The organism is Cronobacter sp. HA18003, from assembly GCF_011605905.1.
Taxonomy (GTDB): Bacteria; Pseudomonadota; Gammaproteobacteria; order Enterobacterales; family Enterobacteriaceae; genus Cronobacter; species Cronobacter sakazakii.
In genome coordinates this window covers 1,565,177-1,581,228 of the sequence record NZ_JAANQO010000011.1, presented here as the reverse complement: position 1 = coordinate 1,581,228, position 16,052 = coordinate 1,565,177, and the positions used below count along the sequence as shown (strand labels likewise).

Below are 16,052 nucleotides of genomic sequence, written 5' to 3'. Positions count from 1 at the left end.
ATCTTATTTTTAACAGGTATGACATGATTTGCAATAGTTGTGAAGAGTACATTGGCGTTATTATTTGTATGTTGGGCTATAACTTGATGAGATTATGATATATGTGAAATTATACCAGAAAACGAGTGCATGCCTTTGTGGCATAATGATGAAGCGATGTCTTTTCTTCGTCATCGAATTAATAAGAGTGAAAGAGGAGAAAATAAAATCTGCTAATTATGTGCCTGCCCACTTAAAAAGTAGGAATGAATTAATATCGCTAAAGGAGTTGATGTCGGGGCAAGCTGCAGCTGGTCAGCAACCGCTTTGGTAACCTTTGGTCTCAGGATAGGGAGAATGGGATGCATGACAAGGTTGTCAGCATGTGTGCTGCCTTACATCCAGTTAGCCCGTTGATAGAACCAACGTGTGGCTGGAGTCTGGGATGGGGCTTCGTAAAACTCAAATACCGCGCTGTCAGGAATTTCACCCAACAAAAAACCCATCAACCTTGAACCAAGATGGCGGGGTTGATGGGCTCCACAAAATGGGGACATCAAAGAAAAGCAGTGGCACTAATTGAGACTGATGCTTTTTCGAAAAGTTCGCGCCATCTGCAAAATTTCTCGTTTTTTTATGTGCCGGGCCAGATGATGACGATAAGCGTACCGGCAAGCGTCAGCAGCACGTTGGCTATCGCATAGGTGCCCGCGTAGCCGAGCGCCGGGATATTGCTGCGCGCGGTATCGCTGATGATCTCCATCGCCGGTGCGCAGGTGCGTGCGCCCATCATCGCACCGAACAGCAACGCGCGGTTCATGCGCAGCACATACGCGCCGAACAGGAAGCAAATCACCACCGGCAGCAGGCTCACTATCAAACCCGCAAACAGCATCTGGCCGCCCACAGCGCCGAGGCCGTGGCCGATGCCGCTGCCCGCGCTGAGGCCCACGCCCGCCATAAACACCATCAGGCCAAACTCTTTCACCATCATCAGCGCGCCCTGCGGGATATAGCCGAACGTCGGGTGGTTGGCGCGCAGGAAGCCGAGCATGATCCCGGCGAACAGCAGACCGGCGGCGTTACCGATGCCGAAGCTGAACGAGCTGAACTGGAAGGTGATCATCCCGATCATCAGGCCGACAATAAAGAAGGCGCAGAAGGCGAGAAGATCCGTTACCTGGCTGTGAATGGAGATAAACCCGATACGGTCGGCGATGGTTTTCACGCGTCGTGCGTCGCCGCTCACCTGTAAGACGTCGCCTTTGTTAAGGACGATGTTGTCGTCAATCGGCATCTCAATCTGGCTGCGGATGACGCGGTTTAAGAAGCAGCCGTGGTCGGTGAGCTTGAGCTGGCCGAGACGGCGGCCCACCACGTTGTGGTTTTTCACCACAATCTCTTCAGTGACGATGCGCATGTCGAGCAGATCGCGGTCGAACACCTCTTTACCGTTGCGAAAGCTTGGGTCGAGGCGCGCGTGGGCGTCCGGGTAACCTACCAGCGCAATCTCATCGCCCATCTGCAAGACTGCGTCGCCGTCCGGGCTCGCAAGAATGCCGTTGCGGCGAATACGCTCGATGTAACAGCCGGTCTGGCGGTAGATGCCAAGCTCGCGCAGGTTTTTGCCATCGGCCCAGGCGACCAGCTCCGGCCCCACGCGATAGGCGCGGATAACCGGCAGATAGACTTTGCGGTTGGCGTCGGTGTCGAGACCGCGCTCGCGCGCAATCTGCTGGGCGCTGGTTTGCAGATCCTGGTGCTGGAGTTTCGGCAGGTAGCGCGCCCCGAAAATCAGGCTTACCAGCCCGATAAGGTACGTCAGCGCATAGCCGAGGCTCAGGTGATCCAGCGCCTGGGCAAGCTGTGCGCCTTCCATACCAGCGTGGCGTAATGTGTCGCCCGCGCCCACCAGCACGGGGGTGGAGGTCATTGAACCCGCCAGCATCCCGGCGGTCAGGCCGATATCCCAGCCGAACGCGCGGCCAAGCCCGAGCGCAATGAGCAGAGCGCTGCCGACCATGACCAACGCCAGCATCAGATAATTCTTACCGTCGCGAAAGAAAATAGAAAAAAAGTTAGGGCCGGCTTCGACACCGACGCAAAAAATAAACAGCATAAAGCCGAGGTTAAGCGCGTCGGTGTTAATCGAAAAATGCTGCTGGCCTAATAATAATGAAACGACTAAAACGCCAATGGAATTACCCAGTTGCACAGAACCCAGGCGTAATTTACCAAGACACAGGCCGAGCGCCAGCACCACAAATAATAACAGGATGTAATTCCCGTTTAACAAATCTGCGACGTTTATATTCACGGAGGCTAACTTCTTGTTTACCAGTAAGTTGTTGAAAAGGAGAGGCTTCTGGGCTAGGATTTTGCTTATGTTTTACCGGAAGTGCGCTTTTTCCGGAGCCATTATTTCGTCTGCATAAGCTTTTAGCCGCCGCTAGTTTAATCGTTATGAATAGTATCGGCCAGCAAGAATATTCTATTACCCGCAGTTAATTATGAGGCACGGACTGCCGCCATGCTTTATCTGACTAAACATCCGCACCGGCGGAGAGGAGATCAGGTTGATACAGGCACTATCAGGGGGATATTTGTTGATGCGACGTCATAGCCGGGCTGCGACCGCCTGCTGTTTTATTCTGTTTCTGGCGGTATTCATGGCACAAAAAATGGTGCCGGGTACGTTCGCGCCAGGTGCCGGAACGATGGATCTGGGAATTTTATCTTTTATGCTGCCCGGCGCTGTGGCGGGTGTTTGCGCCAGACGGGGCCGTGAACTTAAGCCGCTGGCAGGCGCGCTTATCGCCGCGCCGCTCTGCCTGGTGCTTTTGCATCTGTGGGGCGGGGAAGCGCGCTCCTTCTGGCAGGAGCTGGCATGGATTTTCAGCGCGCTGTTCTGGTGCTCTATCGGCTCGCTCTGCTGGCTGTTCCTGATTACGCTGCGCCATCGCGGGGATAGCAGACGCCGGCTGTAACGGCCGGTTTCATTTTCGTTTCTTAACGCAACGTTCCGTTAACCGCCATCTGGCGCATTACGATTATACTGATGTGTTTTGGGCAAGCTTTCGCTTGCTTTTCAACACACCAGGAATAAGGAAAACGTGATGACGCCAACGATTGAGCTGCTTTGCTCGCACCGTTCCATTCGCCACTATACCGATGAGCCCATCAGCGACGCCCAGCGTGAAGCGATTATCCACGCGGCGCAGTCCGCCTCCAGCTCCAGTTTCCTGCAGTGCAGCTCCATTATTCGTGTAACCGACCGCGCGATGCGTGAGCAACTGGTGACGCTGACCGGCGGCCAGCCGCACGTCGCGAAAGCCGCCGAGTTCTGGGTTTTCTGCGCCGATTTCAACCGTCATCTGCAAATCTGCCCGGATGCGCAGCTGGGGCTGGCTGAACAGCTTTTGCTTGGCGTGGTAGATACCGCGATGCTCGGACAAAACGCGCTGGTCGCGGCGGAATCGCTTGGTCTCGGCGGGGTTTACATCGGCGGTATTCGTAACAGCATTGAAGCGGTCACAGAACTGCTGGGCCTGCCGAAACATGTGCTGCCGCTGTTTGGTCTGTGCCTCGGCTGGCCGGCGGACAATCCGCAGGTGAAACCGCGTATGCCTGCGGGCCTGATGGTGCACGAAAACCGCTACCAGCCGGTCGACCGTGAACTGCTTGCTGAATATGACGAAGAGATAGCCGACTACTATCTGCATCGCGACAGCAACGCCCGCCGCGACACCTGGAGCGATCAGATCCGCCGCACCATCATTAAAGAGAACCGCCCGTTTATTCTCGACTATCTGCATAAGCAGGGCTGGGCGACACGCTAAGCCTTTTTACACTCCCCCGCCCGCGCGGGGGCGTGTATGATAGGCCGGTTTTCACGACGTGTTCAGAGAGGTGCAGGGTGAAAATCGCCATTTTGTCCCGGGACGGTACGCTCTATTCTTGTAAACGCCTGCGCGAAGCCGCCACGCGGCGCGGCCATCAGGTGGAAATTCTCGATCCGCTTTCCTGTTATATGACCATCAACCCTGCGGCGTCCTGCGTGCATTATAAAGGCCGTCAGCTGCCGCATTTCGATGCGGTGATCCCGCGCATTGGCTCCGCCATCACCTTTTACGGCACCGCCGCGCTGCGCCAGTTCGAAATGCTTGGCAGTTATCCGCTGAATGAATCGGTCGCCATTACCCGCGCGCGCGATAAGCTGCGCTCGCTGCAGCTGCTGGCGCGTCAGGGCATCGATTTGCCCATCACCGGCATCGCCCATTCGCCGGACGACACCAGCGATCTTATCGATATGGTGGGCGGCGCGCCGCTGGTGGTGAAACTGGTGGAAGGCACGCAGGGCATCGGCGTGGTGCTGGCCGAAACCCGCCAGGCGGCCGAAAGCGTGATTGACGCCTTTCGCGGGCTCAACGCCCATATCCTCGTGCAGGAATATATTAAAGAAGCCAGAGGGCGCGATATCCGCTGTCTGGTGGTGGGTGACCGCGTGGTTGCCGCTATTGAGCGCCAGGCGAAAGAGGGCGATTTCCGCTCGAATCTGCACCGCGGCGGCGTGGCGCGTATCGCGGAGATTAGCGAGCGCGAGCGCGACATCGCGATTAAAGCCGCCGCCACGCTCGGGCTCGATGTCGCAGGCGTCGATATTCTGCGCGCCGACCGCGGGCCGCTGGTGATGGAAGTCAACGCCTCGCCGGGCCTGGAAGGCATTGAGAAAACCACCGGTATGGATATCGCCGGGCAGATGATCAACTGGATCGAACGCCACGCGCGCCCAGACTACTGCCTCAAAACCGGTGGTTAACCCGGCATCATGGTATAACGCCCGTTTTTTGCGTAAGCTATCCGATTGACATGTTTGTTGACTAAGAGGCTACAGGTTTTATGGATTCACTCGTCGTCCCGACGCTGGACACCCTGCGCCGCTGGCTCGATAACCTCGGCGTGAGCTTTTTCGAGTGTGATACCTGCCAGGCGCTCCATCTTCCCCATATGCAGAATTTCGAAGGCGTATTCGACGCCAAGATAGATCTGGTGGACAACGTGGTGATGTTTTCCGCGATGGCGGAAATCAAGCCCTCGGCGCTGCTGACGGTCGCCGCCGATCTCTCAGCCATTAATGCCGGTTCGTTGACCTTAAAGGCTTTTCTCGATATTCAGGATGATAACCTGCCGAAGCTGGTCGTCTGTCAGACGCTGCTCGTGGAAATGGGCGTGACGGTGGCACAGTTCGAAGCGTTTTACCGCCAGAGCGAACAGCAGACCTCGATGGTGCTTATGGAAGCGCGCGCGCATCACCTGATTTATACCCCCGAAGAGGATGAAAAAGGGGAACCCGAAGTGAATAACCATTTTCTTCACTGATCCCGCCTGCTTTTAGCGCAGTCGCCACCAGGGCGGCTGCGTATTTCCCGTTTTTATCCTGTAAATAAACTGTTGCGATAGCATAAATCACCGCTCACATCGCTGTTTTGGCTTATCACATAGACCAAATCTGGCTAAAAAATTGTTAAATGGCGTTTTTTATTCCGGGCTATAGCCTCGGGGTCAGGCTACAGTTATCCTTGCGAAGCTGCATACAGCGTGCAATGTCTGCCGGAGAGCCGCGCTCTTTTTTCTGTGCAGAATGACCATCTATGCATGAATCTTGCATATGTTTAATTGCGTAAATTTAGTTCGCGCCGACGCGAACTTTTACCCTTTATTCAGAAGGAAAACAGATATGTCCACCCAGAGTAAAAAATGGTTATCGGGTGTGGTTGCCGGTGCGTTGATGGCCGTTTCTGCGACGACCCTGGCGGCTGAACAGAAAACGCTGCATGTGTATAACTGGTCAGACTATATTGCCCCGGACACGATCGCGAATTTCACTAAAGAGACCGGCATTAAAGTCGTCTATGACGTGTTCGATTCCAACGAAGTGCTGGAAGGCAAACTGATGGCGGGCAGCACCGGTTTTGACCTCGTTGTGCCGTCCGCAAGCTTCCTTGAGCGCCAGCTCACCGCAGGCGTGTTCCAGCCGCTTGATAAGAGCAAACTGCCGAACTGGAAAAATCTCGATCCGGAAATCCTCAAGCTGGTGGCGAAGCACGACCCTGATAACAAATACGCGATGCCTTACCTGTGGGCGACCACCGGCATCGGCTATAACGTGGACAAAGTGAAAGCCGCGCTCGGCACCGATGCCCCGCTAAATAGCTGGGATCTGGTGCTGAAACCGGAAAATCTCGAAAAACTCAAAAGCTGCGGTGTCTCCTTCCTGGATGCCCCGGAAGAAATTTTCGCCACCGTGCTGAATTACCTCGGCAAAGATCCGAACAGCAGCAAAGCGGATGACTACAGCGGTGCGGCGACCGATCTGCTGCTGAAGCTGCGTCCGAATATCCGTTACTTCCACTCCTCCCAGTACATCAACGATCTGGCGAACGGCGACATCTGTGTGGCGATCGGCTGGGCGGGCGATGTGTGGCAGGCGGCGAACCGCGCGAAAGAGGCGAAGAACGGCGTCAACATCTCTTACACCATCCCGAAAGAGGGCGCGCTGGCGTTCTTTGACGTCTTCGCGATGCCGGCGGACGCCAAAAACAAAGACGAAGCGTACCAGTTCCTCAACTACCTGATGCGCCCGGACGTCATGGCACACATCAGCGACCACGTCTATTACGCGAGCGGTAACAAAGCTTCTACGCCGCTGGTGAGCAAAGAGGTGCGTGACAATCCGGGCATCTACCCGCCGCCGGACGTGATGGCCAAACTCTTCACGCTCAAAGTGCAGGAGCCGAAGCTGGATCGCGTCAGAACCCGCGCCTGGACCAAAGTGAAAAGCGGTAAATAAGGCCGTTTTGCCGTAAATGGTGTGCATCGGGGCGGTGCAACTGCCCCATAACAGAACAGAGGACACGCGCCTCTGTTCTGCCATTTGTGCGGCAACCGGGCCGCACAGGTACTTTTGCTTTTTGCCGGAGAGCAATGTAGTGAACGACGCTATTCCCCGCCCACAGGCGAAACCCCGCAAGGCGCTGACCCCGCTGCTGGAAATCCGTAACCTGACCAAATCGTTCGACGGCCAGCACGCCGTCGATGACGTCAGCCTGACCATCTATAAAGGCGAAATTTTCGCGCTGCTCGGCGCCTCCGGGTGCGGAAAATCAACGCTTCTGCGCATGCTCGCGGGCTTTGAAATTCCCACCGCCGGGCAGATTGTGCTGGACGGCGTGGATCTCTCTCACGTGCCGCCGTACCAGCGCCCCATCAATATGATGTTCCAGTCCTACGCGCTCTTTCCGCATATGACGGTTGAGCAGAATATCGCTTTCGGCCTGAAACAGGACAAACTGCCGAAGGCGGAGATAGCAGGCCGCGTCGAAGAGATGCTCGGCCTGGTGCATATGCAGGAGTTCGCGAAGCGTAAGCCGCACCAGCTTTCCGGCGGCCAGCGCCAGCGCGTGGCGCTGGCCCGCAGCCTCGCCAAACGCCCGAAACTGCTGCTGCTCGACGAGCCGATGGGCGCGCTCGATAAAAAGCTGCGCGACCGTATGCAGCTTGAAGTCGTCGATATTCTTGAGCGCGTCGGCGTGACCTGCGTGATGGTGACGCACGATCAGGAAGAGGCCATGACGATGGCAGGCCGCATCGCCATCATGAACCGCGGCAAGTTTGTGCAAATCGGCGAGCCGGAAGAGATTTACGAGCATCCAACCACCCGCTACAGCGCGGAGTTTATCGGCTCGGTGAACGTCTTCGACGGGCTGCTGCGCGAGCGTCGCGACGAGGGATTAATCATCGACGCGCCGGGGCTGGTGCATCCGCTGAAAGTGGATCCGGACGCCTCAGTGGTGGACGGCGTACCGGTTCACGTCGCGCTGCGCCCGGAGAAAGTGATGCTCTGCGACGAGCCGCCCGCCGATGGCTTTAACTTTGGCGTGGGTGAAGTGGTGCATATCGCCTATCTTGGCGATCTCTCCATCTACCACGTGCGGCTGCACAGCGGGCAGATGATCAGCGCGCAGTTGCAGAACGCGCACCGCTACCGCAAAGGCGCGCCCACTTGGGGTGATGAAGTCCGCCTGTGCTGGGACGCGGACAGCTGCGTTGTGCTGACAGTGTAAGGAGCGACAGATGAGCACTATTGAACGTCAAAGCGAGCCGCCGTCTGCCGCGCCCGGCGGTTTCCGGCTCTGGCTCGCGCGCCTGCAAATGGCGCATGGCCGTAAGCTTGTGGTCGCGCTGCCTTATCTGTGGCTGATCCTGCTGTTTATGCTGCCGTTTTTAATCGTCTTCAAGATAAGCCTTGCAGAGATGGCGCGCGCGATCCCGCCGTATACCGATCTGGTGAGCTGGGCGGACGATCAATTATCGGTGACGCTGAATATCGGCAACTTCCTGCAACTGACCGACGATCCGCTCTATTTCGAGGCGTATTTGCAGTCGTTACAGGTGGCGGCTGTCTCCACGCTGTTCTGTCTGCTGCTCGGCTATCCGCTCGCCTGGGCGGTGGCGCACAGCAAGCCGTCGACGCGTAATATCCTGCTGCTGCTGGTGATCCTGCCATCGTGGACGTCGTTTCTTATCCGCGTTTACGCCTGGATGGGCATCCTTAAAGAGAACGGCGTGCTGAATAACGTGCTGTTGTGGCTCGGGGTTATCGATCAGCCGCTCACCATCCTGCACACCAATCTCGCGGTTTACATCGGGATTGTGTACGCGTATCTGCCGTTTATGGTGCTGCCAATCTACACCGCGCTAACCCGCATCGACTACTCGCTGGTCGAGGCGTCGCTCGATCTGGGCGCGCGTCCGCTGAAAACCTTCTTCAGCATCATCGTGCCGCTCACCAAAGGCGGGATTATCGCGGGCTCGATGCTGGTGTTTATCCCGGCGGTGGGGGAGTTCGTTATCCCGGAACTGCTCGGCGGGCCGGACAGCATCATGATAGGCCGCGTGCTCTGGCAGGAGTTCTTTAATAACCGAGACTGGCCGGTGGCCTCGGCGGTGGCGATCACCATGCTGGTGGTGCTGATTGTGCCCATCATGTGGTTCCACAAATATCAGAATAAAACGATGGGAGACCATGCATGAATAATCTGCCTGTGGTGCGTTCCCCGTGGCGCATTCTGATTTTGATTCTCGGTTTTACGTTTCTCTACGCGCCGATGCTGATGCTGGTGGTCTATTCGTTTAACAGTTCGAAACTGGTGACGGTATGGGCAGGTTGGTCGACCCGCTGGTACGGCGAGCTGTTTCACGATTCGGCGATGATTAACGCCGTGGGGCTGAGCCTGACGATTGCCGCCTGTGCAGCGACAATGGCGGTGGTGCTGGGCACCATCGCGGCGGTGGTGATGGTGCGTTTCGGGCGCTTTCGCGGCTCCAATGGGTTCGCGTTCATGCTGACCGCGCCGCTGGTCATGCCGGATGTGATAACCGGCCTGTCGCTGCTGCTGCTCTTTGTGGCGCTCGGCCATGCGATCGGCTGGCCGTCCGATCGCGGGATGCTCACCATCTGGCTGGCGCACGTCACGTTCTGTACCGCGTATGTGTCGGTGGTGATAAGCTCGCGGCTGCGTGAACTGGACCGCTCGATAGAAGAGGCGGCGATGGATCTCGGGGCAACGCCACTGAAAGTGTTTTTTGTCATAACGCTGCCGATGATCATGCCTGCCGTGGTTTCCGGCTGGCTGCTCGCCTTTACGCTCTCGCTTGATGACCTTGTTATCGCAAGCTTTGTGTCGGGCCCGGGGGCCACGACGCTGCCGATGCTGGTCTTCTCCAGCGTTCGTATGGGCGTCAACCCGGAGATCAACGCGCTGGCGTCGATTATCCTTGGCGTGGTCGGCGTTATCGGTCTGATCGCCTGGTTTTTTATGGCGCGGGCAGAAAAGCAGCGACTGCGCGATGTCCAGCGTGCAAGGCGTAGCTGAACCGCCTAAAATCTGCAATCATGTGCACCCGGCGCCGCGCACGACGCGGCGCTGTTTCACAGGGAAGGCGAGATTTGGACATTTTCAGCAAAGCGCGACAATCACACGCCCGAATGAACGCTCCTACGCTGGTACAGGTGGCGGCGATAGGCATTATTTCTACGCGCTGTCTGGATCTGCTGATGATTTTCAATCTGCTGGGCGTGCGCGGCGCGATGGATTTTATCCACCGCAGCGTACAGACCTGGAGCCTGACGCTGATTTTCTTCGCAAGCCTCGTTTTACTCTGTATCGAATTCCGCTGCGCGTTTGTGATCCTCAAGGGCCGCGCCTGGGGCCGCTGGGTCTTTCTGCTTACCCAGATTATCGCGACCGGCTATCTGTGGGCGGCCTCTCTTGGCTGGGGATACCCGGAGCTGTTCAGTATCGCAGGCGGCTCGCGGCGCGAAATTTTCCATTCGCTGGTGATGCAAAAGCTGCCGGATCTGCTGGTGCTGGCGCTGCTGTTTATTCCTGCCCGCAGCCGACGTTTTTTCCGGCTACAGTAATCCTGCGGCGTGATAGAATCGCCGGTCCGCGTTTTTCTTAAGGTTTTTAGCTATGCACTGCGCACTCTATGACGCCGGGCGCTGCCGCTCCTGTCAGTGGATTGAACAGCCCCCCGACACCCAACTTGCCGCCAAAATGACCGACCTGCGAACGCTGCTGGCAGCGCTGCCCGTGGGCGAGTGGGGCGCGCCGGTAAGCGGGCCGGAGCTGGCGTTTCGCAATAAAGCGAAAATGGTAGTGAGCGGGAGCGTGGAAAAACCGCTGCTCGGCATGCTGCATCGCGACGGCACGCCGGTGGATTTGACCGAATGCCCGCTCTATCCGGCGTCGTTTTACGCCGTGTTTGCGGCGCTGAAGCCCTTTATCGCCCGCGCGGGGCTGACGCCGTACAACGTCGCCCGCAAACGCGGCGAGCTGAAATATCTGTTGCTGACGCAAAGTACGCTCGACGGCGGGCTGATGCTGCGTTTTGTGCTGCGCTCGAAGGAGAAACTTGAGCAACTGCGCGCCGCGCTGCCTGGGCTGCTGGCGGAATTGCCGCAGCTTAAGGTCGTGACCGCCAATATTCAGCCGGTGCATATGGCGATTATGGAAGGCGACGAGGAGATTTGGCTGACGCAACAGCAGGCGCTCGCGGAAAGCTTCAACGGCGTGCCGCTGTGGATCCGTCCGCAGAGCTTTTTCCAGACCAACCCGACGGTCGCGAGCGCCCTGTACGCCACGGCGCGCGACTGGGTGCGCGCGCTGCCGGTGAATCATATGTGGGATCTGTTTTGCGGCGTCGGGGGCTTCGGGCTGCACTGCGCCACGCCGGAGATGACGCTGACCGGCATTGAGATCGCCCCGGAAGCCATTGCGAGCGCTCGTGCGTCGGCGCAGGCACTGGGGCTGCGTAACGTGCATTTTCAGGCGCTGGATTCGACCGATTTCGCGACCGGCCAGCAGGCGGTTCCTGACCTTGTTCTCGTGAACCCGCCGCGGCGCGGTATCGGCAAGGCGTTGTGTGAATATCTGAGCCATATGGCCCCGCGCTATATAGTTTATTCAAGCTGTAACGCGCAGACGATGGCGAAAGACATCGGCGAGTGGCCGGGTTATCGCATCGCCCGCGTGCAGTTATTCGATATGTTCCCGCATACGGCGCATTACGAGGTGTTGACGCTGCTGGTGCGGGAGTAAACGACGGGCGTTTTTAAGTGGTGGGTGCGCTAACGCTTACCCACCCTACGCAAGATGGTAAGGCTCATTGAAGTTGTAGGGCGGGTAAGCGAAGCGCACCCGCCAGAACGTAAAGGTGGGTCCGCTAACGCTTACCCACCCTACGCAAGATGATAAGGCTCATTGGCGTTGTAGGGCGGGTAAGCAAAGCGCACCCGCCATGATGCAAAGGTGGGTGCGCTAACGCTTACCCCCCTACATAAGATGGTAAGGCTTATTCGGAGTCGTAGGGCGGGTAAGCGCAGCGCACCCGCCGCCTGGGCCTGCATAACGCCCGTCACTTATCTTCACATCCATTTACGCGCCATATAAAAAATAAAGGCCCGCGTGGCGGGCCTTGAAAGGGCAAAACGATGTTTACTGCGGGAACCACTGGTCGCTGATTTTCTGATAAGTGCCATCGGCTTTAATGGCCGCCAGCGCGTCGTTAAGTTTTTTCAGCAGCGCAACGTTATCCGGGCGTACCGCGATGCCAAGGCCGGTGCCGAAATATTGCGGATCGGTGACTTTTTCTGACGCGGTGCCAAGCTGCGGATTGTTCTTCAGCCATTCGTTTACCACGGCGGTATCGCCGAAGACGCCGTCGATACGGCCATTTTTCAGGTCGATAATCGCGTTCTGGTAGCTGTCATACGCCACGGTTTTCACTTCCGGGTGTTTATCCTGGAGATATTTCTGGTGCGTGGTGCCGTTTTCCATGCCGATACGTTTGCCTTTCAGATCATCGAAAGATTGATATGCGCCTTTTTTGGCGATAACGATGGCAGAGTTGGCGTAATACGGCGCGGTAAAGGCGACCTGTTTCTGACGCTCCGGCGTGATATCCATACCGGAGATAACAGCGTCATATTTTTTAAATTTCAGCGCCGGGATCAGGCTGTCGAAAGCATGGTTAGTGAAGGTGCATTCCGCCTGCATTTGTTTGCATAACGCTTTGGCGAGATCGATGTCGAAACCGACGATCTGATTGCTGGCGTCGAGCGACTCAAAAGGTGGGTAGGTTGCCGAAGAACCGAAGCTGATTTTATCCGCTGCCGCGGCGTGGAATGCGACGCCAGCGAGCATGGCGGCCAGAATGATTTTTTTCATGCGTGAAGCTCCCGTCTGTCAATCTTGTTTTATGTCACCGTTTACCCGGCGTGTTGACACCATGCCATTAAGTGAATTTATATGCAATAAAAACGTATAAGTATTTTATTTGGTTGTGCGGATGGGGGGATGGCGGGTGCGCTGCGCTTACCCGCCCTACAAAGAATATTCAGGTTTTCAGACTGGCGGGTGCGCTCCGCTTACCCACCCTACAAAAGAAGATTCAGGTTTTCGGGCAAGGCGGGCGCGCTGCGCTTACCCACCCTACAAAGAATATTCAGGTTTTCGGGCGAAGCGCACCCGCCATAAAACAGAAAACCCTCTCCCACAAAGGGAGAGGGCAGAGAGAACTAACTGCGGCGCTCAAACGCCAGCGCGCGGCGCTCGATCAAACGCATCAGAAGCGTCAGCAGGCCGTTGACGATAAGATAAATCACGCCAGCCGCGCCAAACACCATCACATCATAGGTGCGGCCATACAGCAGTTGTCCGTAGCCCATCACTTCCATCAGCGTAATGGTGTACGCAAGCGACGTACTCTTGAACACCAGCACCACTTCGTTGGAATAAGACGACAGCGCGCGCTTAAACGCATACGGCAGCAGAATGGCCAGCGTATCTTTACGGCTCATGCCCAGCGCCCCGCAGGACTGCCACTGACCCTCCGGGATCGCCCGGATAGCACCGTAAAACAGCTGCGTGGTATACGCCGCCGAGTTCAGCGACAACGCCACCAGCGCGCACAGCCACGGCTCGGAGAGCACATGCCACAGCCACGGAGAGTTCTGCAGCGACGGGAACTGCCCCGGCCCGTAGTAAATCAGGAAGATCTGCACCAGCAGCGGCGTACCGGTAAAGAGCGTAATGTAGCCGCGCACAATCCAGACCAGCACCGGCGTTTTCAGCGTCAGGATAACCGTGAAAATCACCGACAGCACCAGCGCTACGGCGATCGACGCCGCGGTGAGCGTCAGGCTGGTGTGCAGCCCTTTTAACAGCTCTGGTAAGTAATCCAGCATCAGCCCGGCCTCCGCTCAAAGCGCGTGGCGCGCAGGTCGATACGCTTAAGGATGTACTGGCTTATCAGGGTGATCACCAGATAAATCGCCGCCGCGATAATGTACCAGGTAAACGGCTCCTGGGTGCGGGTGGCGATGCTTTTGGTTTGCAGCATCAAATCGTTCACGCTAATCAGCGACACCAGCGCGGTGTCTTTCAGCAGTACCAGCCACTGGTTGCCAAGCCCCGGCAGCGCGTGACGCCACATCTGCGGCATCACGAGACGAAAGAAAATCGCCGATTTCGACAGGCCCAGCGCCTGGCCCGATTCCCACTGGCCGTGCGGCACCGCTTTCAGCGCGCCGCGCAGCGTCTGCGAGGCATAGGCGGAATAGAGCAGGGCGAGGGCAATCACACCGCACAGGAACGGGCTGACGTCGAAATTATCGATCTGCACTTGTACCGGAATGGACGTGAAACCAAGCGGGATCGTAAAGCCGTCCGAGAGGGTGAGCAGCAGTTGCGAGGAGCCGAAATAGATAAACAGCACCACCAGAATTTCCGGCAGGCCGCGCAGCAGGGTGACCAGCGCCGTGGCAAGCCAGCCGACCGGCCGCCACTTCGCCGATTCCAGCACGGCGAAGAGCATCGCCAGCACCAGCCCCAGGCCAAGCGCGCAAACGGCAAGGCCGACGGTCATCCCGGCGGCGCTTGCTAAAGGTAACATATCGTTCATTCAGGCGATTACTTCTGGAACCATTTGTCGTAGATGGCCTTGTAAGTGCCGTCTTTCTTCACTTTCTCCAGCGCAGTGTTGAATTTCTGCTGAAGCTCGGTGTTGCCCTGACGAACCGCGATGCCAAGGCCGGTGCCGAAATAGTCTTTGTCCGTCACTTTATCGCCAACGGCGGCCAGTTTCGGGTTGGTTTTCAGCCACTCGGTCACAACGGCAGTGTCGCCAAATACGGCGTCGATACGGCCGTTTTGCAGATCCAGGCGCGCGGTCTGGTAGCTGTCATACGGCACCGTGGTGATTTCCGGGTGTTTGTCGGTGATGTATTTCTGGTGAGTGGTGCCGTTCTGCACGCCCACGCGCTTACCTTTCAGCTGTTCGATGCTGCTGTTTTTACCCTGTAAACCCACGAACAGCGCGGAGTTGTCGTAGTACGGCGTAGTGAACAGCACCTGTTTTTCGCGCTCAGGCGTAATATCCATGCCGGCCATGACCGCGTCCACACGCTTGAATTTCAGCGCCGGGATCAGGCTGTCGAACGCCTGGTTGGTGAAGGTACAGGTCGCCTCGATCTCTTTACAGAGCGCATTGGCCAGATCGACGTCGAAACCGACGATTTTGTTGCCCGCATCCATCGACTCAAAGGGAGGGTAAGAGGCTTCGGTTGCGAAACGAATAGTTTGTGCTGCGGCGGCGGAAAGGCTAACGCTTGCAAGAAGCGCGGCAATCAATACGTTTTTCATTGTCATTATTCCGGTCATCTTCAGTGGGAAAGATAGTTTTTAAACGCCTCGGTCGCAGGGGCGCTAAAGCAGCTCGCGTCGCCCTGCTCGATAATGTGTCCATTTTCCATATAGACTACCCGGCTGGCGGTTTTACGCGCCACTTCCACTTCATGCGTCACAATCACCTGCGTGATCCCGGTCTGGGACAGCTCGCGGATAATGCTGACGATCTGCGCAGTGATTTCCGGGTCGAGCGCGGCCGTCGGTTCGTCGAACAACAGCACCTGCGGCTCCATCATCAGCGCGCGCGCAATCGCCACGCGCTGCTGCTGACCACCGGAAAGGTGCAGCGGATAACGATCGACATACGGCGTCAGGCGCAGGCGCTCCAGCAGTTTATCGGCACGCTTACGCGCGGCCTCTTTGCTGAGCCCGAGCACCCGGCACGGCGCCTCGATAAGATTATCCAGCACCGTCAGGTGCGGCCACAGATTGTACTGCTGGAACACCATGCCGACGTTGCGGCGCAGTTCGCGAATCGCTTTGTCGCCCGGCGCCTTCGCGAAATCAAACTGGTTGCCCGCAATGCTGAGCTGCCCGGAACGCGGCATCTCCAGCAAATTGAGTACCCGCAGCAGCGAGCTTTTACCCGCGCCGCTTGGGCCAAGCAACACCAGCGTTTCGCCCTCGGGGCAGCTGAGCGTGATGTCAAACAGCGCCTGATGCGCGCCGTAGAAGCAGTTTATGCCGTTTAGTTGAATACTCATGCGTAGCAGTTGAATAGCAATTGAGACCGCGAATAGTACCGTTGGCAGAATAGTTATG

The 16,052-nt window shown here is 57.1% G+C and carries 16 protein-coding genes; 10 read left to right on the top strand and 6 right to left on the bottom strand.

Annotated elements, in window-relative coordinates:
* Positions 1 to 613: 613 nt before the first annotated feature.
* A complete protein-coding gene (locus G6041_RS08595; protein ID WP_004385782.1) occupies positions 614 to 2,296 on the bottom strand; it encodes an aspartate:alanine antiporter in 1,683 nt (560 codons plus the stop codon).
* Between the two features lie 292 nt (positions 2,297 to 2,588).
* On the opposite strand from G6041_RS08595, the gene ybjM reads away from it, so the two are divergent.
* The 10 genes from ybjM to rlmC all read left to right on the top strand — a co-directional run bounded on the left by ybjM (position 2,589) and on the right by rlmC (position 11,642).
* The gene (ybjM, locus tag G6041_RS08590) at positions 2,589 to 2,966 is read left to right on the top strand and encodes an inner membrane protein YbjM (protein ID WP_041460558.1); all 378 of its coding nucleotides are present in this window, start codon (positions 2,589 to 2,591) and stop codon (positions 2,964 to 2,966) included.
* Between the two features lie 129 nt (positions 2,967 to 3,095).
* A complete protein-coding gene (gene nfsA, locus G6041_RS08585; protein ID WP_007848889.1) occupies positions 3,096 to 3,818 on the top strand; it encodes an oxygen-insensitive NADPH nitroreductase in 723 nt (240 codons plus the stop codon).
* A 77-nt stretch (positions 3,819 to 3,895) separates the two neighbouring features.
* Positions 3,896 to 4,798 (top strand): 30S ribosomal protein S6--L-glutamate ligase, encoded by a 903-nt coding sequence (gene rimK, locus G6041_RS08580; protein WP_007901351.1) that lies wholly within the window; start codon positions 3,896 to 3,898, stop codon positions 4,796 to 4,798.
* Positions 4,799 to 4,878: 80 nt separating this feature from the next.
* Positions 4,879 to 5,358, top strand: coding sequence for a YbjN domain-containing protein (locus G6041_RS08575; RefSeq protein WP_004385778.1), 480 nt, complete (start codon positions 4,879 to 4,881; stop codon positions 5,356 to 5,358).
* Positions 5,359 to 5,716: 358 nt separating this feature from the next.
* Positions 5,717 to 6,829 (top strand): spermidine/putrescine ABC transporter substrate-binding protein PotF, encoded by a 1,113-nt coding sequence (potF, locus tag G6041_RS08570; protein ID WP_007707336.1) that lies wholly within the window; start codon positions 5,717 to 5,719, stop codon positions 6,827 to 6,829.
* A gap of 139 nt (positions 6,830 to 6,968) precedes the next feature.
* Positions 6,969 to 8,102 (top strand): putrescine ABC transporter ATP-binding subunit PotG, encoded by a 1,134-nt coding sequence (potG, locus tag G6041_RS08565; protein WP_143336841.1) that lies wholly within the window; start codon positions 6,969 to 6,971, stop codon positions 8,100 to 8,102.
* Between the two features lie 10 nt (positions 8,103 to 8,112).
* On the top strand, positions 8,113 to 9,072 hold the full coding sequence (potH, locus tag G6041_RS08560; RefSeq protein ID WP_012125240.1) for a putrescine ABC transporter permease PotH: 960 nt from the start codon (positions 8,113 to 8,115) through the stop codon (positions 9,070 to 9,072).
* Positions 9,069 to 9,914, top strand: coding sequence for a putrescine ABC transporter permease PotI (potI, locus tag G6041_RS08555; protein ID WP_012125239.1), 846 nt, complete (start codon positions 9,069 to 9,071; stop codon positions 9,912 to 9,914). Before potH ends, potI begins: the two co-directional genes overlap by 4 nt.
* Positions 9,915 to 10,027: 113 nt before the next feature.
* Entirely contained in the window at positions 10,028 to 10,462 is a 435-nt protein-coding gene (locus tag G6041_RS08550; protein WP_012125238.1) for a YbjO family protein, read from the top strand.
* A 52-nt stretch (positions 10,463 to 10,514) separates the two neighbouring features.
* Positions 10,515 to 11,642: a 23S rRNA (uracil(747)-C(5))-methyltransferase RlmC gene (gene rlmC / locus G6041_RS08545; protein ID WP_012125237.1), complete on the top strand. Its 1,128-nt coding sequence runs from the start codon at positions 10,515 to 10,517 to the stop codon at positions 11,640 to 11,642.
* 396 nt (positions 11,643 to 12,038) lie between these two features.
* Here rlmC and artJ read toward each other — a convergent pair whose 3' ends face one another.
* The 5 genes from artJ to artP form a co-directional block, all read right to left on the bottom strand.
* Positions 12,039 to 12,770, bottom strand: coding sequence for an arginine ABC transporter substrate-binding protein ArtJ (gene artJ / locus G6041_RS08540; RefSeq protein ID WP_012125236.1), 732 nt, complete (start codon positions 12,768 to 12,770; stop codon positions 12,039 to 12,041).
* Positions 12,771 to 13,120: 350 nt separating this feature from the next.
* Positions 13,121 to 13,789, bottom strand: a complete 669-nt coding sequence (artM, locus tag G6041_RS08535; RefSeq protein WP_012125234.1) for an arginine ABC transporter permease ArtM — start codon at positions 13,787 to 13,789, stop codon at positions 13,121 to 13,123.
* The gene (artQ, locus tag G6041_RS08530) at positions 13,789 to 14,505 is read right to left on the bottom strand and encodes an arginine ABC transporter permease ArtQ (RefSeq protein WP_007888487.1); all 717 of its coding nucleotides are present in this window, start codon (positions 14,503 to 14,505) and stop codon (positions 13,789 to 13,791) included. Before artQ ends, artM begins: the two co-directional genes overlap by 1 nt.
* A gap of 8 nt (positions 14,506 to 14,513) precedes the next feature.
* On the bottom strand, positions 14,514 to 15,245 hold the full coding sequence (gene artI, locus G6041_RS08525) for an arginine ABC transporter substrate-binding protein ArtI (RefSeq protein WP_041460557.1): 732 nt from the start codon (positions 15,243 to 15,245) through the stop codon (positions 14,514 to 14,516).
* A 20-nt stretch (positions 15,246 to 15,265) separates the two neighbouring features.
* Positions 15,266 to 15,994: an arginine ABC transporter ATP-binding protein ArtP gene (gene artP, locus G6041_RS08520; RefSeq protein WP_004388042.1), complete on the bottom strand. Its 729-nt coding sequence runs from the start codon at positions 15,992 to 15,994 to the stop codon at positions 15,266 to 15,268.
* Between the last annotated feature and the right edge of the window lie 58 nt (positions 15,995 to 16,052).

Excerpts from the sequence above, each read along its gene's own strand:
- potH (WP_012125240.1), top strand. The coding sequence starts at position 8,113 with ATGAGCACTATTGAACGTCAAAGCGAGCCGCCGTCTGCCGCGCCCGGC.
- G6041_RS08550 (WP_012125238.1), top strand. The coding sequence starts at position 10,028 with ATGAACGCTCCTACGCTGGTACAGGTGGCGGCGATAGGCATTATTTCT.
- G6041_RS08575 (WP_004385778.1), top strand. The coding sequence starts at position 4,879 with ATGGATTCACTCGTCGTCCCGACGCTGGACACCCTGCGCCGCTGGCTC.
- artJ (WP_012125236.1), bottom strand. The coding sequence starts at position 12,770 with ATGAAAAAAATCATTCTGGCCGCCATGCTCGCTGGCGTCGCATTCCAC.
- artP (WP_004388042.1), bottom strand. The coding sequence starts at position 15,994 with ATGAGTATTCAACTAAACGGCATAAACTGCTTCTACGGCGCGCATCAG.
- potI (WP_012125239.1), top strand. The coding sequence starts at position 9,069 with ATGAATAATCTGCCTGTGGTGCGTTCCCCGTGGCGCATTCTGATTTTG.
- artI (WP_041460557.1), bottom strand. The coding sequence starts at position 15,245 with ATGAAAAACGTATTGATTGCCGCGCTTCTTGCAAGCGTTAGCCTTTCC.
- nfsA (WP_007848889.1), top strand. The coding sequence starts at position 3,096 with ATGACGCCAACGATTGAGCTGCTTTGCTCGCACCGTTCCATTCGCCAC.
- artM (WP_012125234.1), bottom strand. The coding sequence starts at position 13,789 with ATGCTGGATTACTTACCAGAGCTGTTAAAAGGGCTGCACACCAGCCTG.
- potF (WP_007707336.1), top strand. The coding sequence starts at position 5,717 with ATGTCCACCCAGAGTAAAAAATGGTTATCGGGTGTGGTTGCCGGTGCG.
- ybjM (WP_041460558.1), top strand. The coding sequence starts at position 2,589 with ATGCGACGTCATAGCCGGGCTGCGACCGCCTGCTGTTTTATTCTGTTT.
- rlmC (WP_012125237.1), top strand. The coding sequence starts at position 10,515 with ATGCACTGCGCACTCTATGACGCCGGGCGCTGCCGCTCCTGTCAGTGG.
- artQ (WP_007888487.1), bottom strand. The coding sequence starts at position 14,505 with ATGAACGATATGTTACCTTTAGCAAGCGCCGCCGGGATGACCGTCGGC.